Genomic DNA, 21,598 nt, shown 5'->3' with positions numbered 1-21,598 from the left:
AATGATGGGGGATGCATGTTCGAAACTAACAGAACCGCAGGCCGCAAGCCGCTCGAGGGTGTTCGGGTGCTGGATTTCTCCCGCGTTCTGGCCGGGCCCTACTGCACGGCGCTGATGGCCGATCTGGGTGCGGAGGTTATCAAGGTCGAGCCTCCTGCGGGCGACGATTACCGCCATATCGGTCCGTTCAGGGACGGCGAGAGCCTGCTGTTCCAATCGGTGAACCGCGGCAAGAAATCGATCATTCTGGATCTGAAATCCGAAGAAGGAGCGGCGGCGGCCCGCGCGCTGGCGGCGGAGTGCGACGTACTGGTCGAAAACTTCCGCCCCGGTGTGATGGAGCGGTTCGGGTTGGGGGCGCAGGCGCTGTGCGAGGCCTGTCCCAGGCTGGTCTATGTTTCTGTGTCCGGGTTCGGCCAGACAGGCCCGAACCGGATGCTGCCGGCCTATGACGTCATCATCCAGGCGATGAGCGGGCTGATGGATATGACTGGCGCCGGAGACGGGCCGCCCATGATGGTCGGCGAAGCCTTTGCCGACGTTGCCGGCGGCATGTTCGCGGCCTTCGGGGCAATGGTGGCGCTGTTCGACCGCAGCTGCAGCGGCAGGGGGCGGCATGTCGATCTGGCGCTCTACGACTCGTTGGTGTCGATGATGCCGGTTGCGGCCTGCCGGGCTCTGATGGCGGGTGAGACGCCAAGACGGACGGGCAACAAGCATGCGCTTTCGGCCCCCTTCGGCACCTATCCGGCGAGTGACGGCGGATTCACCGTCGCGGTGCTGAACGACCGGCTGTTCGAGCGTTTCGCGGCCGCCATCGGCGCGCCGGACCTGGCGGGCGATCCGCGTTTTGCCAGCGATGCCTTGCGGCGGCAGAACGAGCCGGCGCTGGCGCAGCACATCGAAAGCTGGGCCGCCGACCGCAACGCGAAGGAGGCTGTAGCGATTCTGTCCGAGGCGGGCATTCCGGCTGCGGCCCTGTGCTCGGTATCCGAGGCCTGGAACTCGCCGCAAGTGCGCGCTCGCGGGCTGGCATCAACAGTGGAGCATCCCGCCCTCGGCACTGTCACCGTGCCAGAGCAACCGGTGCATTTTAGCGGTGCGCCGCGGGGCGGGCGCCGGCCGGCGCCCGCCCTGGGCGCCCACACCCAGGATATTCTGCAACAACTGCGGCACAAGCAGGAGAACCCCGATGAGCCTTGACCTGAACAGCGAAGAACAGGCCGTCATCGGCCAGATCGAACGGTTCTCCAGAAAGATACTGGCGCCTGCCGCCGCCGAAATCGATGCAAAGTCCCGATTTGCGACCCTGCATCGTCCGGCGTTGGCCGAGATGGGCATCATGGGGATGAACCTGCCCGAAGCTTATGGCGGCATCGGCCTGTCCGGGCCGGCGCTCTACTGTGCGGTGGAGGCCATCGCGGGGGCCTGCGGCTCCACCGCCTCAATGCTGACCGCGCATTTCCTGGCCACGGATTCGCTGCTTCTGGGCGCGGATGAAGCGCTGAAGCAGCGCATTCTGCCTGCCGCAGCGGCGGGTGAGGCTCTGGGGGCCTTTGCCCTGACGGAACCGATGGCCGGCTCCAACCCGGCGGACATGCGCAGCACCGCCACCCGCGACGGCGACGGCTACCGGCTGAAGGGCTCCAAGTGCTTCATCTCCAATGCGGGAGAGGCGGATTTTATTGTAGTCTACGCCAAGACAGACAGTGCTGCCGGCGCCCGCGGGGTCAGCGCTTTCGTGGTGGAGCCGGCCAGGATCGAGGGGTGGAGATCGGCAGGCACGAGGAAACCATGGGCCTGCGCGGCGGCCATGTGTTCCCGGTCTCGTTCGACTGCCACGTGCCTGCGGAAAACCGGCTAGGCGACGAAGGCACCGGGTTCCGCACCGCGATGAAGGTACTGGACAATGGCCGTATCGAAGTGGCTGCTCAGGCCACCGGCATTGCACGCGCCGCGCTGGATGCGGCTGTGTCCTATGCCAGGGAACGCGAGGTCGGCGGACAGCCGATCGGCAGTTTCCAGGGGCTGCAATGGATGCTGGCCGACTGTGCCACCGAACTGGCGGCTGCGCGGGCCCTGGGGTTGCAGGCCGCCCGCAAGCGCGGAACGGGAGAGCGCTATTCGCGGGACTCCGCCTTTGCCAAGCTCTACGCTAGCGAGGCGGCCTGGCGCATTGCAGACCGGGCGCTGCAAATCCACGGCGGATACGGCTACACCCGCGACTTTCCGCTGGAACGCCACCTGCGGGACCTGCGGATCTTCCGGATCTACGAAGGTTCCTCTGAGATCCAGCGAACCATCATTGCCCGTGACCTGCTGAGCTAGATATTTAGTTCCGGGAATGGCGATCACGTCTGCCCCGCTCTTGAAGCGGAAGAGCGGGGCGACAGGGCCGAAGGTGTCCTTGCGGACCAGCATCACCCCGGTGCCGAGAGGCTGACACATCACCCCTGTCTCCCCTTCGTTTGGCGCTTCCTCCGAGGTCTAGCAAGACAACAGAAAGGCGCTCCATAAGGGGGCGTTTTTGCCTCGCAGAGGTTAGATGCGTGACCAATGTCAATTTGGTGGCATGCCGGGTCAGTTCACTCTTGCGGCCGCTCCACCCGGCGGGCAGCGATGACGGAACGGCCGCAAGAGGCTGGGCTACCATTCAACGGGCAGCCCTGTCTGGTGTGTTTTCAGCCTTGAGAGGAGTTAAAAGGCGTAGGACGCACCAAACATCAGACGGTGACTGGTGGAGCTTTCCTTGAAACTCGTGGAGCCGAAAGACTGCTTCTTGTTGCTGCCCATCGTCAGCGTGTAGTCGGCGCGCAGGCGCATGTTGCCAGCCATGGCCATCTCCAGACCGCCACCGACCACCGGCCGCACAGAGACAGACTTCTTGTCCTTGAAGCCTTGCATTTGATAGGTGTGCTGTGTCAGGGCAACGCCTGCCGACAGATAGGGCATGAAATGACCCATCGGCATCCCGACGCGGCCTTTGATGTCCGCCGCCCAGGGCGAATGGGCGCGTATGCCGCTAAGTGCACCGGTTCCTACGGCTGTCTTTTTGTTGCCGAGATACATGGCAGAGCCTTCTACACCGGCGACAGCATTGCCTACCTGCCAGTTGTAGCCACCGAATAGACCAAAGGCCGCGTCCATCCGCGACGAGGACTTCTTGCCGCTATCCTTGCTTTTGTCAGTCTTGCCGGACAGTCCGGCCGCAAGGCCCATGTAGCCGCCGGCAAAGCGCGGTTTCCCGTGCTCGTGAGCACCGGTGTTCTCATAGTCCGGCAGGCTGCCGGGCAAATCGGCGGCAAAGGCTGGCAATGCAGCCGAGTAAACAATCGCCACAGCGAGGCCGCGTACTCCTGTGCGGACGGCAGAGCGGCTCAGGGAAACAAAGGAAAGACGCATAGAGAGTTCTGCTCCGGTTGATAACCGCTGCGCCAGCAGTGTCACTGGCGGCGGAGATGGCACTTCAATTACACAATCGGTTGCATTGTAAAATTAATGCAAAACGATAATTTATTGATGTTTGATTCTGATTTTTTTGTCAATAGCATTATTTTTAGGGGCTCCGCTATGCCTAGAGCCGGATCCTGCAAAAGCTGCCCGGGCAGATTTCACGGAACTCGGGCGCTGCGTTTGTCCCGTCCCTTGTTTGATCTGGAGTCACACTGAAGGGGCCTGCAGCCAAGGCTGCTGCGACGAGCAGGGCGGTGGACAAAAGTGCTGCGGCGATTGCCCGTGCAGGCATGGGGCCGCCGGTGTGTTTGCAGGAAGCTGCGGAAACACGCATGGGTTCTTCTCCAGTGAAGTGATGGCAGACTGGCAAGCTGTCCGGGGACGGATAGATTCCACCGGTCCGGGCAGGCTGAGTTTTATATTTTCTTACTGTCTAACAATAATTTTCAAATGAAGTAATTATATTTTTTTGTCAATAGCATTGTTTTTTGATTGCGAGCTGTCGCGCCGGGGGCTACAAGCGAGCCTGGAAAGATCATGAGGAGGTTTTCCATGACGTCCGGTAGCCGTGTATCCCCATCCGAACTCAGCAATGAACGGGCATTTCGCCTGCAGCGCATTCAGTCCGTCTCGATCTGCATGAAGTGGATACTAACCGGACTTGTTGCCGTTACGGGTCTGTTGGGCTTGCTGGTCTGCTTGCAGCTTCTCGCACCGTGGCTGCTCGGCCTTGACCCATCTGAGACGGTTGACATCGGTGATGTTAACCGCGTCATTCTGGATCTCAGCCTCACGCAGCGCATTGGCGTAACTCTGTTCCTGCTTGTCCTGCTCGATGCCATGCTGATGATGCTGTGGAGACTGCGCCAGCTCTTCACCCAGTTTGCTCAGCTCGACTTTTTCTCCAGCCACACCTTGTCTTGCGTCGTCCAGGCGGGTTGGTGGCTGGTGTGCCTTGGCGCTATGGATCTGGCGTTCGATCCGGTCAGCTCAGTGTTGATGACACTCGATTTGCCCGCCGGGGAAAAGCAGTTCTCCCTTTCCCTGGAAGGTGGACAGATCCTGTTCCTGGTTATGGGCGCACTTGTGCTTCTGTTCGGATGGGTGATGCGCGAAGCGGCCCTCGCGCATGAAGAAAACCAGCAGTTCGTCTGAGGTCCCTGTCATGCCCATCATCATCGAACTTGACGTCATGCTCGCCCGCCGCAAGATGCGGTCAAAGGAACTGGCCGAGAAAATTGGTATTACGGAGCAGAATGTCTCCTTGCTGAAGTCCGGCAAGGTAAAGGGTGTCCGCTTCGAGACACTGGAGCGGATCTGCGAAGTGCTTGAATGCCAGCCAGGTGATATTCTCATTTACCAGCGCGAAGAGAGTGCCGGTTAGCGCGGGGTCACTGCGTGGAGCATCCGGGCCTCAACATCCCCAAAAAATCCCCCGAAGCCTGTCAGCTCCGGGGGATTTGCGTTTCAGTCTTTCGCTGTCCTCAGATGCTGAGGCAGAGGTATTTCATCTCGGTGTAGTCCTCGAGGCCATAGCGGGAGCCTTCGCGGCCCTGGCCGGACTGCTTGATGCCGCCGAAGGGGGCGACTTCGGTGGAGATGAGGCCGGTGTTGATGCCGACCATGCCGTATTCCAGCGCCTCGGCGACGCGGAAGATCTTCGACACATCGCGGGAGTAGAAATAGGAGGCGAGGCCGAACTCCGTGTTGTTGGCCATGGCGATCACGTCCGCCTCGGTATTGAAGCGGAAGAGAGGTGCGACCGGGCCGAAGGTTTCCTCGCGGGCAATCTTCATGGCCGGGGTCACGTCGGTCAGCACCGTCGGCTCGAAGAACAGACCGCCGCGCTGGTGCGTCTTGCCGCCCAGCATCACCTTGGCGCCCTTGGAGGTGGCGTCGGCGATGTGATCGTTGACCTTGGCAAGGGCGGCGTCATCAATCAGCGGACCGGCATTGACGCCTTCCTCGAAACCGTCACCCACCTTCATGGCTGATACCTTGGCCGCGAGCTTTTCGGCGAAGGCGTCGTAGACATCCGCATGCACGTAGATGCGGTTGGCGCAGACGCAGGTCTGTCCGTTGTTGCGGTACTTCGAGACCATGGCGCCTTCGACGGCGGCGTCGAGATCGGCATCCTCAAAGACGATGAAGGGCGCGTTGCCGCCCAGTTCCAGCCCCAGCTTCATGATGTTATCCGCGCCCTGACGCATCAGGATGCGGCCAACCTCGGTGGAGCCGGTGAAGGTGAGCTTGCGCACCTTGGCGTTGCTGGTGAATTCCTGGCCGATGGCGGGCGCATCGGTGCCCAGGATCACGTTGTAGAGGCCTGCCGGAAGACCGGCGCGCTCTGCGAGCACGGCAAGGGACAGGGCGGACAGCGGGGTTTCGGCGGCGGGTTTGGACACCATGGCGCAGCCGGCTGCCAGCGCCGGGGCGAGCTTGCGCGCCAGCATAGCATTGGGGAAATTCCACGGGGTGATGGCGGCGACCACACCCACCGGCTGGCGGATGATGATGATGCGCTTGTCCGGCTGGTGGCCGGGGATGGTGTCGCCGTAGACGCGCTTGGCCTCTTCGGCGAACCATTCCATGTAGGAGGCGCCGTAGAGGATTTCGCCGCGCGCTTCGGCCCAGGGCTTGCCCATTTCCATGGTCAGGATGGTGGCCAGATCATCGGCATTGGCGACCATCAGGTCGAAGAGCTTGCGCAGCACGGCTGCCCGGTCCTTGCCCGTGCGGGCGGCCCAGGCCACTTGTGCCGCATGGGCGGCGTCGATCGCCTGCGCGGTTTCCTCGCGGCCCATGTCCGGCAGGGTGGCGATGACCTCGCCGTTGGCCGGGTTGGTAACCTCAAAGGTGGCACCGCTCTCGCTGGCCGAGCGCCAGGAGCCGTTGATATAGGCCTTGTCGGTGACGAGCGAAGCGTCCTTCAGGCGGGACAGGAGAGAGTTGGAAATCGTCATGGTTCAGCCTTCCTTCGCGCTCAGAAGCGCGGCTTCGAGAATGTCCAGCGCCTCGCTGAACACATCATCGGGAATGGTGACGGGCGCAAGGAAACGGATGACGTTACCGTAGACGCCGCAGGTGAGAAGGATCAAGCCGCGCTCCAGCGCCTTTTCGCGTACCCTGTTGGTGAACTCCGGGTCCGGCGTGGTGGTTCCCGGAATGTTGAACTCCACCGCATTCATGAAGCCGGGGCCGCGCACATCGGCGATCTGCGGCACGCTGGCGGCAAGGCCGGAAAGGCGCTGCTTCAGCCGGTTGCCGAGGTTGACAGCGCGCTCGCACAGGCGCTCTTCCTCGATCACTTCCAGCACGGCGAGACCGGCTGCAACGCCAATCGGGTTGCCGCCATAAGTGCCGCCCAGGCCGCCGGGGGCAGGGGCATCCATGATCTCGGCCCGGCCCGTGACGGCCGCAATCGGGAAGCCGCCGCCGAGGCCCTTGGCCATGGTGGTGATGTCCGGCACCACGCCGTAATGCTCCATGGCGAAGAGTTTGCCGGTGCGGGCAAAGCCGGTCTGCACTTCGTCGGCAATCAGCAGGATGCCGTGCTTGCGGGCGATCTCCTGTAGCTTTTCCATGAAGGCGCGCGGCACTTCATAGAAGCCGCCTTCGCCCTGCACGGGCTCGATGATGAAAGCGGCAACGCGGGCCGGGTCCACATCCGCCTTGAACAGCTTGTCGAGCACGGAGAGCGTGTCCTCAACGGAAACGCCATGCAGCTCAACGGGGAAAGGCACGTGGAACACATCCGGCATCATGGCACCGAAACCGGCCTTGTAGGGCTGCACCTTGCCAGTCAGCGTCATGCCCATGAAGGTGCGGCCATGGAAGGCGCCGGTGAAGGCGATGACGGCAGGCCGGTTCGTGGCCGCACGGGCGATCTTGACGGCATTTTCCACCGCTTCGGCGCCGGTGGTGACGAAGATGGTCTTCTTGGCAAAATCGCCGGGCACGGCAGCGTTCAGTTTCTCGGCCAGCGCCACATAGTTCTCGTAAGGCACGACCTGGTGGCAGGTGTGGGTGAAGCTGTCGAGCTGCGCCTTCACGGCTTCGATCACCTTCGGGTGCCGGTGGCCGGTGTTGACCACGGCGATGCCTGCCGCAAAATCGATGTAGCGGCGGCCTTCCACATCCCAGATCTCGGCATTCTCGGCCTTGTGGGCATAGACCTGCGTCGTCACGCCGACACCGCGTGAAATTGCAGCAGCCCGCCGGGCCGCGATCTGTGAATTCTGCATCTTTATCTCCAGACAGGGAAACATGGCGAAAATTGCCAGTCCGCACCACCAGGTCAAAACTCTACATTTTTTCTGTAGAGTTGCAATCCCGCCTGTGCCACTTTTTAGTGCCTTGAGGATTCGGACAGCGGAGCGGCGCAAAGCCATGACAGAACCGGTGCGTTTCAAGATCGCCGAAGCGGCGCGCATGGCCGGAGTATCTGCGTCCACGCTGCGGCTTTGGGAGAGCCAGGGCCTGATCGAGCCGCTGCGCACGGACAAGGGCCAGCGGCTCTACAGCGAGGCCCATGTGGAGCAGCTGAAGAAAATCAGCTGGCTGCGGCAGGAAAAGGGGATCAATCCGGCTGCCATCCGCGAGGGGCTGGCGGAAACGGCGGGCAAGCCATCCCGGCAGCGCAAGGCTACCCGCCGCACCGCTGTGCCGCAGCTGGGGCCGAAGTTCCGCCATCTGCGGCGGGAGGCAGGGCAGACGCTGGGACATGTTAGCATGGCTATCGGGGTGTCATCTTCCGTGCTGTCCACGTTCGAGCGCACCTCGCAGGGGCTGTCGCTGAAAGCGCTGCGGGATCTGGCAGGGCATTTCGGCACAACGCTGGCAGGCCTTACGGGTACGCAGGGCAGTGGGACGGGTGAATCTCTGGTGCGCAGCGGCACCTGGGCCAGCTGGCCGCCCACGGCGTCGGGGGTCGTGGTGCAGGTGCTGGCGGAAGGGCCGTTCCAGATGGAGTGCCACCGCTTCGTGCTCGCCCCCGGCGCGTCGAGCGAAGGCGCCTATGCGCACGAGGGCGAGGAGTTCGTCCATGTGCTGTCCGGGTCGCTGGAAATCGTTCTGGAGCAGGACCGCTTCATCACGCTTCAGGCGGGCGACTCCTTCTACTTCGAAAGCCGCCGCCCGCATTCCTGGCGCAACCTCAGCGATGGTGAAACCGTGCTTCTGTGGGTCAACACTCCGGCCTCGTTCTGAGGAGCCTGAAGGCGAAAGGGAGGCCGGGAGGGAACGGCCAGTGTGGTGCGGTGGTGCCGCCCCTCCCGTCCCGGACGGGCGTTACCGCCCGCCGGTCAGCATGCGGTAGCGGTACTGGTCCGCTACCACGGCAAGGATGAGCAGCCCGCCCAGCAGAACCATCTGCATGTAGGAGCCGATCTGCATGATGTTCATGCCGTTCTGCACCAGCACGATGAAGAAGGCGCCCAGCACCACATTCTCCACCCGGCCAATGCCGCCGCGCAGCGACACCCCGGCAATGACGCAGGCGGCGATGGATTCCATGGCGATCGTGCCGCCCAGATTGGTCTCACCGCTTTCCACCCGCGCCGTCAGCAGGATGCCGGCGATGGAGGCAAGCGCGGCGCAGACGAGATAGGCGATAAAGAGGGTGCGTGCCGTATTGATGCCGGAAAGCTGCGCCGCCTTGATGTTGCCACCGATGGCATAAATGCGTGCGCCTGTGCGGGTGCGGTTCATCAGCACCCACATGGCCAAGATGGCAAGCACTGCCACAAGAACGGGGACAGGAATGCCAGCCACCCGGCCAAAACCGAAGAGGTCGCCGAATTCATAAGGCAGGTTGCCGACCGGAACGCCGCCGGTCAAAAACAGCGCCACGCCTGCGCCAGCCGACTGCACGCCCAGTGTCATGATGAAGGGCGAGACCCCGAATTTGGCAACGCCAAAGCCATTGACCATGCCGATGGCCAGCGCCGCAGCAAGGCCCGCAACAAGGCCGGGCAGGATCACCAGCCAGCCAGCATCCGGATAGAGCCCGGCGAAATGCACCATGGTCATGGCCGAGACCACGGATGTCATGGCGATGGCGGTACCAACGGCAAGGTCAAAACCGCCGGTTATGAGCACGGTCATCTGGCCCAGCGAAACGAGGATCAGATAGACCGACTGGCGCGCCACGTTGGTGAGGTTGTCCAGCGTCAGGAATTGGGGCGAAGTGAGTGTAAAGATCACCACGGCGGCGGTCATGAACAGAGGCAGAACCCCCGTGCGCAGGAAGGTCTCCCGCGCAAACGAGCCTGCGCGGCTGGGCAGCGTTCTGGCGGTCATGGGTGCGGTCCCGGCGTCGAGCGTCATGCGGCATGCCTTTCGTTGCTGAAGAAGGCGCGCAGCACCGCCTCTTCGGAAATCTGGGTCTGGTCGAATTCGGCGGAGATGCGCCCTTGTGAGAAGACGATGAGCCGGTGGGCGAGGTGCATGACCTCATGCAGGTCTGAGGAGATGACGACGACCGCCTTCCCCGCTTCCGCCACCTGTTTGATGATGCGGTAGAGTGCGGCGCGCGTGCCCATGTCTACACCGACAGTTGGCTCGTCGAAGATGTAGATCTCGCGGTCTTCGGCAAAGCCCTTGCAGAAGAGGATCTTCTGCTGGTTGCCGCCAGAGAGGCTGGAGGCCATGCGGCCCATGTAGGCATCCGCCAGATCTACCTTCCTGCCAATGCGGCCCGCCTCTGCGGACAGGCGAGAGGGGAGAGCAGCCCGGCCGTGCTGCGCATGTCTGCCCGGTCCATCAGCGCCAGTTTCAGGTTGTCACGGGTGGTGGCGCCCAGCACGAGGCCTTCGCTCTTGCGGTCAGATGGCAGGTAGAAGATCCCTTCGCGCAGCAGCTGGCGAATGGGCTTGCCCGTCACGTCCTGTCCCTTCAACCGCACTTCACCCGCCTCGATGCGGTTGAGGCCCAGCATGGCGCGGAAGCAGCGGGACTTGCCCGAGCCGACCAGTCCGGCGACGCCCAGCACCTCGCCCCGGCGGATATCGAGATCCACCCCTGCAACGCCCCAGGCATGAAGACCGCGGATGGAGAGTACCGGTTCGGGCAGGGCAGCGCGGTCAATGGCCGGATAGATCTCGTCCACGGGACGGCCCGTCATCATCTCCACCAGCGCCTTATCGCTAATGCCCTGTGCGTCCACCGTGCCGATCAGCCGCCCGTCGCGCAGCACGGTGATGCGGCTGGCGATGGCCTGAAATTCCTGGATGCGGTGGGAGATGTAGACGACACCCACGCCTTCGGTCACGGCAGAGCGGATGAAGGCGAAGAGCCGTTCTGTCTCGCGCTCGGTCAGTGAGGCTGTGGGCTCGTCCAGAATGAGAATGCGAGCCTTGCGGTGCAGCGCTTTGGCGATCTCCACCATCTGCTGCTCGGCGCGGGAGAGCGACAGCACCCGGCGGCTCACGTCGACATCGAAACCGAGACGGGCGAAAAGGGCCCGTGCCTCGCGCCGCATGGCACGCCGGTCAATGAAGGCGCCGCGCCGGGGCTCGTCGCCCAGATAGATGTTCTCGGCCACCGTCATGGTGGGCACCAGCGAGAATTCCTGAAACACCGCGCCGACACCTGCGGCCTGTGCATCACGCACACTTGTAAAATGCACCGGCTCCCCATCAATGCGGATCTCTCCGGCGCTGGGCTGGTTCACGCCCGCAAGGATCGAGATGAGCGTGGACTTGCCCGCGCCATTCTCGCCGAACAGCACATGCACTTCCCCCGCCTCCAGAGTGAAATTCACGCCATCGAGGGCTTTCACGCCGGGATAGTGCTTGGCAATCCCGGTCATCTCTACGAGTGGCTTCCGGCTCACGGACATCTGCCATTCTCCTTCAGGACTGTACCTGTGGTGTCTTCCTGGCTGTTGCGGCAGCGTTCTTGACGATGATCCGGGCACCATCCCCCTCCCCGCAAAGGGGAGGGGGCAGAGGCGCGTCGTCACAGATCCGTTTCATCGCTGCGGGCTTTGCCTCGCATCATTCCACCGTGAACACCGGCTTGAAGCCGTCCGGGGGCAGGATGCTGGTCTTGGAGACGGTGGCGATGTTGTCCCCATCCACGACGAAGATCTTCGGGCCCACGTGCTTGATCAGGTTCTTGCCTTCGAGGGCGCGGACGGCCTGATCAATGGCGATGCGGCCCTGGATGACCATGGAGTCGGCGGGGGCGGCTGCGATGAAGCCGCGCTTGATGCCTTCATAGACGCCCGGTGTCATGTAGAAGGCGAGAAGGTCCACCTTCCCCTTCAGTCCGCGCTCGCGGATGAGGCCCTGTGCGGCTTCGGCGGTGACGGCGGTTCCGGCGATGTAGCGCACGTCCGGCTCGGCCTGCAGCACGTCTTCCACCAGCTTCAACTGGGCTTCCTTGCCGGTGTCGCCATATTTGGGGTCGAGCACGTTGAGGGCAGAGTCCTTCACCGCATCCATGAAGCCCTTGTTGGCCGCTTCCACCCAGCCTGCGCCAGCCGGGCCGGGGAACCAGCCCACCTTCACCGGATCGCTGCCTTTCGGGTGCTTGGCGGCAAGGTATTTCCCGGTCTCAAAGCCCATGGTGTAGAAGGAGACGAGTGACTTCGCGGTCAGATCCGGCGAGGACATTCCGTTGACGACATCGATGACCGGGATCTTCTTGGCCGCCAGTTCGGAGACGAGGTTGTTGAGCCCGTCATAGGAGATGGCGCCGATCACAACGGCCTGCGCCCCGCCGGCGACGCAATCCTCGATCTGCGAGATTTGCTTGGCGAGCTCCGTGTAGCCCCCTGCTTCCACGAGCGTCATCTTGACGCCGAGGTCTTTGGCCTGTTCGGCAACGCCATAGTCCACGCCCAGCCAGTAGGCATCCTTCATATGCGGGAAGGAAACGCAGATCCGGTAAGGCTGGCTGGCCTTTTCGAGCGGCGTGTATTTCACTTCGGAGGCCTTGCCGTCCGACGAGAAGGCAGGGTGATCTCGATGGCATCATAGGGATACCAGGTCTCGGCCAAAGACGGGACCATCGAGGCAAGCAGGATCATTGAGGCAGAAAGCCCCTTGAAGGCAGTGCGTGTCATGTTGTCTTCCCCGGTTGAAAGGTTGCGTCTTGTTCTTGTTATGCGAAGTCAGAAAAGCGCCCTGATGCGGCTGATCAGCTCTGCCCGTTCCCGGCGGGCATTCAGGGCGTCCTCCATGTCCACCCGGACAAAGCGGGTGGGGGTGTTCGGCTGCATCTGGCCGATGAGGTCCATGTCAGCCGAAATCACGGTACCCACCATGAAGTAGCCGCCTCCCGACACAGCGTCGCGGTGCAGGATGATCGGCTCGCTGCCGCTGGGCACCTGAATGGAGCCATAGGGGTAGCAGCTGTCGACGATGTTGGACGGGTCCGAGCCTGCGCCGAAGGGCGGCTGGCGCGGCACGAAATCGAGCGGGCGCCCGCCTCGGAAGCGGTAGCCCATGCGGTCGGCTTCCGGTGCCACCTTCCACTCATCGGCAAAGAAGGCTTCCTGTGCCTCTTCGGTGATGCGGTGCCAGTAAAGCCCTGGCAGCACGCGCAGTTCTGCCGGAGTGCCCGGCTTGCGGCGAAGGTCTTCCGGAATGGTCCGCCCTTCCGTACTGGTGCCGGCGTCCCCGACCGGCAGTTCGTCACCGGCGGCAATCGCCCGGCCGTTGAAGCCGCCAAGGGCGCCGATGGCATAGGTGGAGCGGCTGCCAAGCGCCTGCGGCACGTCGAGGCCTCCCGACACGGCGATACAGATACGGGCACCGGATTTCAGGAAGTCGAAACTGAGCACCTGTCCAGCCTTCACCGCAAACGCAGTCCAGCCGGGCCGGGCCTCGCCGTCGAGCTTCACGGGCATGTCCGCACCGGTGACGGCGACGGTGGCATCGCGGGTGAACTCCAGCTTTGGGCCGATGAAGACCGCCTCAAGACCGGCAGCGCCCTCGTCATTGCCCACCAGCAGGTTGGCTGCCCGCATGGCCAGCCGGTCCATGGCCCCGCCAATGGGGATGCCGAGATGGAAATATCCAGGGCGGCCGAGGTCCTGAACCGTGGTGGCAAGGCCGGGATGGAGAACCTTAATCGCCATAGAGGACGCCCTCCAGTTTCTGGTTGTAGCCGTCGATGTCCTTGCTGAATTCGGTGAGGTCGAAGCTCACCTCGCGGACCGGCGGGGTGAAGTGCCCCTTGGCCACTTCTTCCACCGCCGTGTCATAGCCATCCCGGTCCACCGGCTTGAACTTGACGATGTCGCCAGGGCGGAAGAACACCATGAAGTCCTTGAGGTAGCTCGTCTCCTGCGCCGGATCATAGATCGGCATGGGGGTGATGCCGAACATCTGGTAGCCGCCTGCACCGCGCACCGAATAGATGCAGCCGAAGCAGCCGCCATGGCCCACCGTCAGCCGGGGCGTGTCCGTGCGTGGGCGCAGGTATTTCGGCACTTCGATCTGCCGCTGCCGCTCCACCATCTGGTACATGAAGGGCAAACCCGAGACGAAGCCCACCATGGAGACGAACCAGGGCGAGCCGGAATGGGCGGTGATGAAATCGCTCACCGTCTCATAGCCGTTGATCCGGGCGGCGTAGTCGAGGTCGGTTCCCGTTGGGTCCTGATGGCGCTCGCGGAAACGCATCAGCGTCTCATGTGTCCACGGGTCATTGTAGAACACCGGGATCTCGACGATGCGGGTGCGGATCACCGGCTCGGCTTTGGCGGCGGCCGCCTCAATGGCTTTCACCTCGCGCATGAGGTCGTCCGGATGGATCACATCGGGATTGAACTTCACCTGAAACGAGGCATTGGCCGGGCAGATTTCTGTAACACCGCTGATGCCTGCATCCCGGATGCCATTGGTCATGGACAGGGACTGGAAGAAGGCATCGAGGGACATGTCCTCGCTGCATTCCACGAAGAGGTGCTCGTCACCGCCGAATGTGTAACGCATCGCCATTACGCAACCTCCTCAAGTCCAGCATCCGGCCGGAAGCTCTCTTCGAGCCAGGGTTCCAGGAAACGTGTGTGAACGGCGCCCGCCGTCACGCTGTCATCGCGGCACAGGGCCAGATGCAGCGGCACGGTGGTGGCAAGTCCGCCGATCTTCAGCCCCTTGAGGGCCTGTTCCAGCCGGGCGATGCAGGCGGCGCGGTCATCGCCATGGACGATCAGCTTGCCGAGCAGGGAATCGTAGAAGGGCGGCACCGTGTAGCCCTCGTAGAGCATGGTGTCGAAGCGGATGCCCTTGCCCTCCGGCACAGTGAGGCTGGTGATGGTGCCAGGGCCGGGAACGAAGTTGCGGGAGGGATCTTCCGCATTGATGCGGCATTCGATGGCATGGCCCGACAGGCGGATGTCCTCCTGCCGCAGGCTCAGCTTTCCGCCGCCTGCAATGCGGATCATTTCCTGCACCAGATCAACGCCGGTGATCATTTCGGTCACCGGGTGTTCCACCTGAATGCGGGTGTTCACCTCGATGAAATAGAAGGCGCCTGCGTCCTCGTCATAGAGATATTCGACGGTGCCAGCGCCCTTGTAGCCAACCGATTTTGCGAGCGCGACAGCACTGGCGCACAGGGCATCGCGGACATCAGCGGGCAGGGTAGAGGAGGGGCTTCCTCCCAGACCTTCTGGCGGCGGCGTTGCAGCGAGCACTCCCGCTCGAACAGGTGAATTGCGTCCACCCCGTCGCCCAGGATTTGCACTTCCACATGCCGGGCACGCTCGATCACCTTCTCGATATAGAGCCCGCCATCGCCGAAGGCGGCCTTGGCCTCGGCGGAGGCCAGTGGGAACTGGCGCTCGAAGTCTTCCATGCTGGCGGCAATGCGGATGCCACGCCCGCCACCGCCGGCTGCGGCCTTGATCATCACCGGAAAACCAGTGCGGGCGATAACGGCGCGGGCAGCCTCGATATCTGCAATGAGGCCATCGCTGCCCGGAACGGTGGGCACACCGGCAGCCGCTGCCACCTCGCGTGCTTTCACCTTGTCACCGAGCAGGCTGATGGCCTCTGCGCTGGGGCCAATGAAGATCAGCCCGGCATCGGTGACGGCCTGCGCGAAGGCGGCATTTTCGGACAGAAAGCCATAGCCGGGATGGATCGCATCAACGCCGGCCTCCTTGGCGGCGGCCACCACGCGCTCGATGTTGAGATAGGATTTGGCGGCAGACGGCGGGCCGATATCGATGGCCTCATCCGCCAGCTTCACCGCCAGCATGTCGGCATCGGCGGCGGAGTGGACCTGCACGGCACGCAGGCCCATGGCCTTTGCCGCTTTCACGATCCTGACGGCGATTTCGCCCCGGTTGGCCACAAGGAGAGAGCGGATCGTCATGCGTCAACCTCTGCCAGAACTTGCCCTGCCATCACCGGCTCGGCATCTTCCACATGGAAGATGATGTTGCTGCCGGAAAGGCCTGCCGGGATCTCGTGGAAGGTCTTCATCACCTCAATAAGGCCGATTACATCCGCCTCGCCAACACTTGCGCCGTCCTGCGTGAAAGCTGCCGCATCGGGGGAGGGCTTGCGGTAGAAGATGCCCGGAAGGGGCGATCTGATCTCGAGCTTGCTCATGCGCTTCTCCGGAAGTTTTCTTTTGCGATTTCTGAGACGGGAATGATCTTGATGCCGGCGGCCTTCAGGCCCTCGCGCATGGCTTCGCCGATTTCCTTTGCGCCCAGCGTGTCGGAATGGAAGCAGATGGACTCGAACGGTACCTTGATGTCGGTGCCCGTTACGGTTGTCACCACGCCTTCCTTGCAGGCACGCACCACCTTGCGGGCAATGGCTTCCGGGTCCGGCCGCCCCACATCGCGGGTGAAGACGATGGAGCCGCTGTCGTCATAGTCACGGTCGGCATAGAACTCGCGGATGACCGGCTGGCCCGCTTCAAGCGCGGCGGTTTCGGTGGCAGAGCCCGCCATGCAGAAGACAAAGGCGTTCGGTGCCACGGTCTGCATGTAGGTCATGAACAGCTGGGAGAGTTCGGTGTTGACCGCCATCTCCATGTAGAGCGCGCCATGCGGCTTCACGTGCTGCAGGCTGGCGCCATGGCGGCGGGCGAATTCACGCAGTGCGCCGACCTGATAGATGATGTCGTTCAGAAGCTCGCGTGCCGTGCCGTCGATCCGGCGGCGGCCAAAGCCTTTGAGGTCGTTGTAACCGGGATGTGCGCCGATGCCGACGCCATGCTCCACCGCCATGCGCACGGTGCGGTCCATCAGGTTGGGATCGCCCGCATGAAAGCCGGTGGCGATGTTCGCCGAGCTGATCAGGCCCATCAGTTCGGCATCCTCGGTATCACCGATGCGCCAGCGGCCGAAGCCCTCTCCCAGATCACAATTGATGTCGACAGCTTCGAGTGCCAATGTCCGCCCTTTCACCGCCTGCCTGCCTTTTGAGCAGGGAGGTGGGGTGCCTCTGTTTTCGTCAGAAATGACGCTAGGACAAAAAAGAGCGTTTGAAAATTTTTATGTTTTGCGCTTCTGTATCTGGAAAGAAGAATAATGACGTCCGTGCACAGAGGGAATTAATCAATAAATATCAATAAGTTACCGATTTATGAGCAAGTTTTGTCAGCTTGTTGCTCAAGATGAAGGCGGCGTCATCTGAAAATCAGATAAGGAATGATTGGAAAAAGTGGGGGAGATACAATCATGTCGATCAGCTTGAGGCAGATCCGCTACTTTGTGGCGACGGCTGAGCAAGGTCAGGTGTCACAGGCGGCTATTCATCTGTCGATCTCTCAGTCGGCGGTGACGACGGCGATCAAGGAGCTGGAGCAGATTGTCGGTTCCCCCTGTTCGAGCGTGTGTCCCACGGCATGGAACTGACGGAGGCCGGGCGTCAGTTCCTCTCCCACGCCTATGAGATCCTGCGCAAGGTGGAGGAGGCGACGCATCTGTCGCTGACGGGCAGTGAGTTGACCGGGCGGCTGACGGTGGCCGCGACCTATACGGTGATGGGCTATTTCCTGCCCTTGCATATCGAGCGCATCCGCCGCCGCCTGCCGGGGCTGGACATCCAGCTGCTGGAGATGAACCGGGAGTCCATTGAGGAGGGGCTTCTGACCAACCGGCATGACATCGCCGTGCTGCTGACCTCCAACATTCTCAATCCGGAGCTGGTCACGGAAAAGCTTATGAGCTCCGCCCGCCGTCTCTGGGTGCCGGGTCAGCACCGGCTTCTGTCTGCTCCTTCAGTCGGGCTGCGGGAAGTGGCGGAAGAGCCCTACATCATGCTGACAGTGGACGAGGCTTCGCACAGCTCTCTGAAATACTGGAGTCAGTCCGGCTATCAGCCGCGCATCACCTTGCGCACCTCATCGGTGGAGGCGGTGCGCTCGCTGGTCGCAAACGATCAGGGCGTCGCCATTCTGTCCGATATGGTGCACCGGCCCTGGTCGCTGGAGGGGCGGCGCATCGAGACGATCAACCTGCGCGATCCGGTGCCGTCCATGGATGTTGGCCTTGCCTGGCGCAAGAACGCAGAATTCACCCCCGCCATGGCTGCCATCCGCCGCTATTTCCGCCAGACCTTCCATCTGCCTGGGTGAGATCTGTCCGGCGCTTCCTGACTGAACCTGCGTGACGTGATGACCTTTCAGGGAACGTCCGCCGCCAGGCTGATCCGGGTTAGCACAAGGCATTGACGATTGCAGCCCGCCGCGCCGGGGTCAGCCTCAACAAGTGGGTGACCTCGACGCTGGAGCGGGCTGTCAGCTAGGGCCGGTTTCACACCCCTTGCGTGCAAGGCCGGTGATCACATCGAAAGACAGCATCACGTCCTCGCGAGTGGCTTCGAACTGGCCTGCCTGGAAGCGCAGGACGAAGCGGCCGTCCACCAGCGTCTGGGTGAGGTAGATCCGCCCGTCCGCATTGATGGCCTCCAGCAGCGCCCGGTTGGCGGCGGCAATCGCCTCTTCATCGCCGGAGAGATGCGCCGGGCGGTAGCGGAAGGTGAAGAGCGAGAGCATGGGCTCGGTTCCGATCTCGAAGTCGGGCTCGCCGCGGAGTTTTTCCGCCAGTTCCACCGACCAGGCCACGTGATTGCGGATCATCTCACGCAGACCGGCAAGGCCATGGGCACGCATCAGGAACCAGAGTTTCAGGGCCCGGAAACGGCGGCCCAGCACCACGGACCACTCGGAATAGTTGGTGATTTCGTCCTGACCCGCCGTCTTCAGATATTCCGGCCGGATGGCAAGGGCGCGCACCTGCTGTGAGGGATCGCGCAGGAACTGCACCGTGCAATCGAACTGGGCACCCAGCCACTTGTGCGGATTGATGACGATGCTGTCCGCGCCCTCAATGCCCGCCCACAGTTCACGGAATTCCGGGCAGATCATGGCAGACCCGGCCCATGCCGCGTCCACATGCAGGTACAGATCTTCGCGGGCCGCAATCTCCACTACGGCGTGGATATCGTCCGTGCCGCCGCAACCCGTGCCGCCCACGCAGGCGATGATACCGGCGGGCTGATATCCGGCCTCACGGTCGGCCGTGATCGCGGCTTGCAGCGCCTGCGGGTTCATCGCCCGGCTAGGTCCTTCAACGGGAATGCGCACCAGATTGTTCGCGCCAAGGCCTGCAAACCAGACCGCCCGGTCGATGGAGGTGTGGACTTCGCCCGAGCAATAGACCCTGAGGCGCGGCTGGCCGGAGAGGCCTTTCTGGTTGCCTTGCCAGCCAAGGGCACGTTCGCGCAGGGTCAGAACGGCGGCCAGCGTCGCAGAGGAGGCTGTGTCCTGCAGCGTTCCGGCGAAATCTGCAGGAAGACCAATGGCCTGACGGAACCAGTCCGTCACCCGGCCTTCCAGCTCGGTTGCCGCCGGTGAGGTCTGCCACAGCATGCATTGCGCGGCCATGGCGCTGACGAGATATTCGGCAACGACGGAGACCGGTGCGGCATTCGCGGGGAAATAGGCGAAGAAGCGCGGATGCTGCCAGTGGGTCATGCCGGGCAGGATATCGGCCTCGAAGCTCTTGAAGATCGCCTCCATGGCCTCCGGCTCTTCCGGCGGAGAGGCGGGAATACGGGCGGCAATTTCCCCGGGGATGTCTGGGCGCGAACGGGAAGGTCCCTGAGGCCTGCCCTGTAATCAGCGCCCCAATCGGCTGCGCGCCGCGACCAGTGCCGGAACTCTTCGCCGTCCATATATGCCTCCCTGTAAAGACGTAAGGCAAAACTGTTAGCGCCAGTCCTGCGGTTCAACAAGCTGCAAGCAGCTGGACCGGCAGCAGGCGGGGGTGAATATTCAACTCGCGCGCATGCCGCCGGGTCTATGTACCGGCGCCGCGCAGCCGGCACATGAAGGACGGTTGTTGCCACTGCACCAGACCATTTTGCCCTGTTCTCTCCGTCTGTCAGAACACGCCATCCTTGGAGTTGCGCTACAAAAACAGTTTGAATTAGATTTTCACGCCAGACAGCTCATTTCACGCTGGCGCTGCTTGTTTCCCGATGAGATATTCATTATTGATAATTTGGTAATATCATTACATTGCAGCGCCTCCGCTCATTCGGGCGGTGCCTGTGCCGTCCGCAGATATGGTTCAGTGGAGGGGCTGAGGTGACGCCCGAGCAGATACAACTTGTGCAAACGAGCTTCGACCGGCTGCGTCCGCAGGGGGCATCGATTGTATCCGGCTTTTACTGCCGCTTCTTTGAACTTTCGCCCACCTTGCGCCCGTTGTTCCGCACCCCGCTGCCTGCTCAGGAGTTGCGTCTTCTTGAGGCTCTGTCTGCAGTTATCAGCATGCTGTCCAATCTGCAGATGCTTCTTCCGGAGCTTGAAGCCCTCGCCAAGCGCCATGTTACCTATGGCGTCAGCGCCGCCCATTATCATGCGGCTGGCGATGCCCTTCTGTGGACACTCGAGCGCCACCTTGGCGAAGCCTTCACACCTGCGGTACGCTCTTCATGGATAGCGGCCTATGCAACGCTGTCTGACATCATGATTGCGAGCGCGGAGTACCGCGCAGCCTGAGCAGGCGTGCAAAACTGGCAGCTTGCCGGGGTGCCGCGCCCGCGCCGGCAAACCGGAGTTTCAGCCATGGACCCGATTACAGTGCTCGGCACGATCAGCGGCACCTCTGCCGATGGGATCGACATGGCCCTGATCACGACAGACGGAGAGCGGCTGCTGTCGGCAGGGCCAGCAGAAACCGAAGCCTATGCTCCCGAAACCCGCGAGGCCATTCTGGCGACCATTGCGGCAGGCCCATCCCGCCGGGATCTGTGGCCGGGGCTTGCCGAGGCAGTCACCCGCGATCATGCCGTGGCCATAGCCGCCTTTCTGGCGCGGCTGGAGCGCAAGCCGGATCTTGTTGTCTTCCATGGCCAGACAGTCTGGCATGATCCTGCTGCAGGCGAGACCGTCCAGCTCGGAAATCCGCAGAAGCTGGCGGATGTTCTGGGCCTGCCGGTCGTTGGCGATGTGCGGCAGGCGGATATGGAAGCTGGCGGGCAGGGGCGCCGCTGGTGCCGGTCTATCACCGGGCGCTGGCCGCCAGCCTGAAGCAGCCGCTGTGCTTCCTCAATATCGGTGGGGTGTCCAACCTCACTTACATCGACGGCGAGCACCTGATGGCTTTCGACATCGGCCCGGGCAATGCGCTGCTGGATGACTGGATACGTCAGTCAGGCCTTGGCGATTTCGACCGGGATGGACGCTGGTCCGGGGCGGGGCATGTGGAAGCCTCGCGTCTGGAGATTGCCCTGCGGCATCCCTATTTCGCTCAGCCCGCGCCCAAGTCTCTCGACAGGAACGCCTTCACGCTGCAATGGGTGGAGGGACTGTCCTGGCTGGATGGTGCCGCCACACTTGCCGCCATCACGGCGGAGGCTGTGGCCCGGTCCTCGGCGCTGCTGCCACGCACACCCAAGAGCTGGATCGTCTGCGGTGGCGGGCGGCGCAATCCGACGATCATGGCGGAACTGGCGCAGCGCCTGGATGCAGATGTGGTCAATTCGGATGTGCATGGCCTTGACGGTGATTCACTGGAAGCACAGGCAATGGCTTTCCTTGGCGCGCGCTTCATGGCAGGTCTTCCTACCAGCTATCCGCATACGACGGGCGCGCGCGAGCCGGTGATCGGCGGACGCCTCTACCGCCCTACAGTCCGAGGCGCCTGAAGATACATGGA

Annotated in this window: 17 protein-coding genes and 6 pseudogenes; 10 read left to right on the top strand and 13 right to left on the bottom strand. The window is 62.6% G+C overall.

Annotated features, from left to right (window positions below; translation table 11 throughout):
* Positions 1 to 15: 15 nt before the first annotated feature.
* The 3 genes from ACQB61_RS15820 to ACQB61_RS15810 are packed head-to-tail and all read left to right on the top strand — an operon-like array spanning position 16 to position 2,328.
* Complete coding sequence (locus ACQB61_RS15820; protein ID WP_430513395.1) at positions 16 to 1,203, top strand: CaiB/BaiF CoA transferase family protein; 1,188 nt, start codon at positions 16 to 18, stop codon at positions 1,201 to 1,203.
* A complete protein-coding gene (locus tag ACQB61_RS15815; RefSeq protein WP_430513394.1) occupies positions 1,193 to 1,864 on the top strand; it encodes an acyl-CoA dehydrogenase family protein in 672 nt (223 codons plus the stop codon). The genes ACQB61_RS15820 and ACQB61_RS15815 overlap by 11 nt, the downstream gene beginning before the upstream one ends.
* Positions 1,795 to 2,328, top strand: a complete 534-nt coding sequence (locus ACQB61_RS15810) for an acyl-CoA dehydrogenase family protein (protein ID WP_430513393.1) — start codon at positions 1,795 to 1,797, stop codon at positions 2,326 to 2,328. Before ACQB61_RS15815 ends, ACQB61_RS15810 begins: the two co-directional genes overlap by 70 nt.
* Positions 2,329 to 2,697: 369 nt before the next feature.
* On the opposite strand, the gene ACQB61_RS15805 is transcribed toward ACQB61_RS15810, so the two are convergent.
* Entirely contained in the window at positions 2,698 to 3,402 is a 705-nt protein-coding gene (locus ACQB61_RS15805) for an outer membrane protein (RefSeq protein WP_430513392.1), read from the bottom strand.
* Between the two features lie 603 nt (positions 3,403 to 4,005).
* On the opposite strand from ACQB61_RS15805, the gene ACQB61_RS15800 reads away from it, so the two are divergent.
* Positions 4,006 to 4,608, top strand: a complete 603-nt coding sequence (locus ACQB61_RS15800) for a DUF2975 domain-containing protein (RefSeq protein ID WP_430513391.1) — start codon at positions 4,006 to 4,008, stop codon at positions 4,606 to 4,608.
* 10 nt (positions 4,609 to 4,618) lie between these two features.
* The gene (locus tag ACQB61_RS15795) at positions 4,619 to 4,837 is read left to right on the top strand and encodes a helix-turn-helix domain-containing protein (RefSeq protein WP_430513390.1); all 219 of its coding nucleotides are present in this window, start codon (positions 4,619 to 4,621) and stop codon (positions 4,835 to 4,837) included.
* 100 nt (positions 4,838 to 4,937) lie between these two features.
* Here ACQB61_RS15795 and ACQB61_RS15790 read toward each other — a convergent pair whose 3' ends face one another.
* Positions 4,938 to 6,416, bottom strand: coding sequence for an NAD-dependent succinate-semialdehyde dehydrogenase (locus ACQB61_RS15790; RefSeq protein ID WP_430513389.1), 1,479 nt, complete (start codon positions 6,414 to 6,416; stop codon positions 4,938 to 4,940).
* Between the two features lie 3 nt (positions 6,417 to 6,419).
* Entirely contained in the window at positions 6,420 to 7,697 is a 1,278-nt protein-coding gene (locus ACQB61_RS15785) for a 4-aminobutyrate--2-oxoglutarate transaminase (RefSeq protein WP_430513388.1), read from the bottom strand.
* A gap of 145 nt (positions 7,698 to 7,842) precedes the next feature.
* Between ACQB61_RS15785 and ACQB61_RS15780 the strand changes: the two genes are divergently transcribed.
* On the top strand, positions 7,843 to 8,661 hold the full coding sequence (locus ACQB61_RS15780; RefSeq protein WP_430513387.1) for a MerR family transcriptional regulator: 819 nt from the start codon (positions 7,843 to 7,845) through the stop codon (positions 8,659 to 8,661).
* Between the two features lie 81 nt (positions 8,662 to 8,742).
* On the opposite strand, the gene ACQB61_RS15775 is transcribed toward ACQB61_RS15780, so the two are convergent.
* The 9 genes and pseudogenes from ACQB61_RS15775 to ACQB61_RS15735 form a co-directional block, all read right to left on the bottom strand.
* Positions 8,743 to 9,753 carry an ABC transporter permease gene (locus ACQB61_RS15775; RefSeq protein ID WP_430513386.1) on the bottom strand — a complete coding sequence of 337 codons (1,011 nt, stop codon included), beginning with the start codon at positions 9,751 to 9,753 and terminating at the stop codon, positions 8,743 to 8,745.
* Between the two features lie 23 nt (positions 9,754 to 9,776).
* Positions 9,777 to 10,112, bottom strand: a complete 336-nt coding sequence (locus ACQB61_RS15770) for a hypothetical protein (protein ID WP_430513385.1) — start codon at positions 10,110 to 10,112, stop codon at positions 9,777 to 9,779.
* 17 nt (positions 10,113 to 10,129) lie between these two features.
* Positions 10,130 to 11,293, bottom strand: coding sequence for a sugar ABC transporter ATP-binding protein (locus tag ACQB61_RS15765; RefSeq protein WP_430513384.1), 1,164 nt, complete (start codon positions 11,291 to 11,293; stop codon positions 10,130 to 10,132).
* A gap of 157 nt (positions 11,294 to 11,450) precedes the next feature.
* Positions 11,451 to 12,487 (bottom strand): annotated as a pseudogene (torT, locus tag ACQB61_RS15760) (TMAO reductase system periplasmic protein TorT).
* A gap of 84 nt (positions 12,488 to 12,571) precedes the next feature.
* A complete protein-coding gene (locus ACQB61_RS15755) occupies positions 12,572 to 13,540 on the bottom strand; it encodes a biotin-dependent carboxyltransferase family protein (RefSeq protein ID WP_430513383.1) in 969 nt (322 codons plus the stop codon).
* The gene (locus tag ACQB61_RS15750; protein ID WP_430513382.1) at positions 13,530 to 14,405 is read right to left on the bottom strand and encodes a 5-oxoprolinase subunit B family protein; all 876 of its coding nucleotides are present in this window, start codon (positions 14,403 to 14,405) and stop codon (positions 13,530 to 13,532) included. Before ACQB61_RS15750 ends, ACQB61_RS15755 begins: the two co-directional genes overlap by 11 nt.
* A pseudogene (locus ACQB61_RS15745) lies at positions 14,405 to 15,786 on the bottom strand (acetyl-CoA carboxylase biotin carboxylase subunit). Before ACQB61_RS15745 ends, ACQB61_RS15750 begins: the two are co-directional and overlap by 1 nt.
* On the bottom strand, positions 15,783 to 16,025 hold the full coding sequence (locus tag ACQB61_RS15740) for an acetyl-CoA carboxylase (protein WP_430513381.1): 243 nt from the start codon (positions 16,023 to 16,025) through the stop codon (positions 15,783 to 15,785). Before ACQB61_RS15740 ends, ACQB61_RS15745 begins: the two are co-directional and overlap by 4 nt.
* On the bottom strand, positions 16,022 to 16,819 hold the full coding sequence (locus ACQB61_RS15735; RefSeq protein WP_430513380.1) for a 5-oxoprolinase subunit PxpA: 798 nt from the start codon (positions 16,817 to 16,819) through the stop codon (positions 16,022 to 16,024). Before ACQB61_RS15735 ends, ACQB61_RS15740 begins: the two co-directional genes overlap by 4 nt.
* A gap of 288 nt (positions 16,820 to 17,107) precedes the next feature.
* Here ACQB61_RS15735 and ACQB61_RS15730 point away from each other — a divergent pair.
* Positions 17,108 to 18,006: pseudogene (locus ACQB61_RS15730) on the top strand (LysR family transcriptional regulator).
* Positions 18,007 to 18,095: 89 nt separating this feature from the next.
* Positions 18,096 to 18,176: pseudogene (locus ACQB61_RS15725) on the top strand (toxin-antitoxin system HicB family antitoxin); the annotation flags it as partial.
* Here the strand turns inward: ACQB61_RS15725 and ACQB61_RS15720 are convergent.
* Positions 18,169 to 19,607, bottom strand: a pseudogene (locus ACQB61_RS15720) (pyridoxal phosphate-dependent decarboxylase family protein). The pseudogenes ACQB61_RS15725 and ACQB61_RS15720 overlap by 8 nt on opposite strands.
* A gap of 415 nt (positions 19,608 to 20,022) precedes the next feature.
* Between ACQB61_RS15720 and ACQB61_RS15715 the strand changes: the two are divergent.
* Together ACQB61_RS15715 and ACQB61_RS15710 are read left to right on the top strand one after the other, a co-directional pair.
* Positions 20,023 to 20,439 carry a globin domain-containing protein gene (locus ACQB61_RS15715; protein WP_430513379.1) on the top strand — a complete coding sequence of 139 codons (417 nt, stop codon included), beginning with the start codon at positions 20,023 to 20,025 and terminating at the stop codon, positions 20,437 to 20,439.
* Between the two features lie 66 nt (positions 20,440 to 20,505).
* Positions 20,506 to 21,587: pseudogene (locus tag ACQB61_RS15710) on the top strand (anhydro-N-acetylmuramic acid kinase).
* Positions 21,588 to 21,598: the final 11 nt, after the last annotated feature.

This window comes from Pannonibacter phragmitetus, assembly GCF_050510895.1.
Lineage (GTDB): Bacteria > Pseudomonadota > Alphaproteobacteria > Rhizobiales > Stappiaceae > Pannonibacter > Pannonibacter phragmitetus_B.
This window is presented reverse-complemented; position numbering and strand designations above follow the sequence as displayed.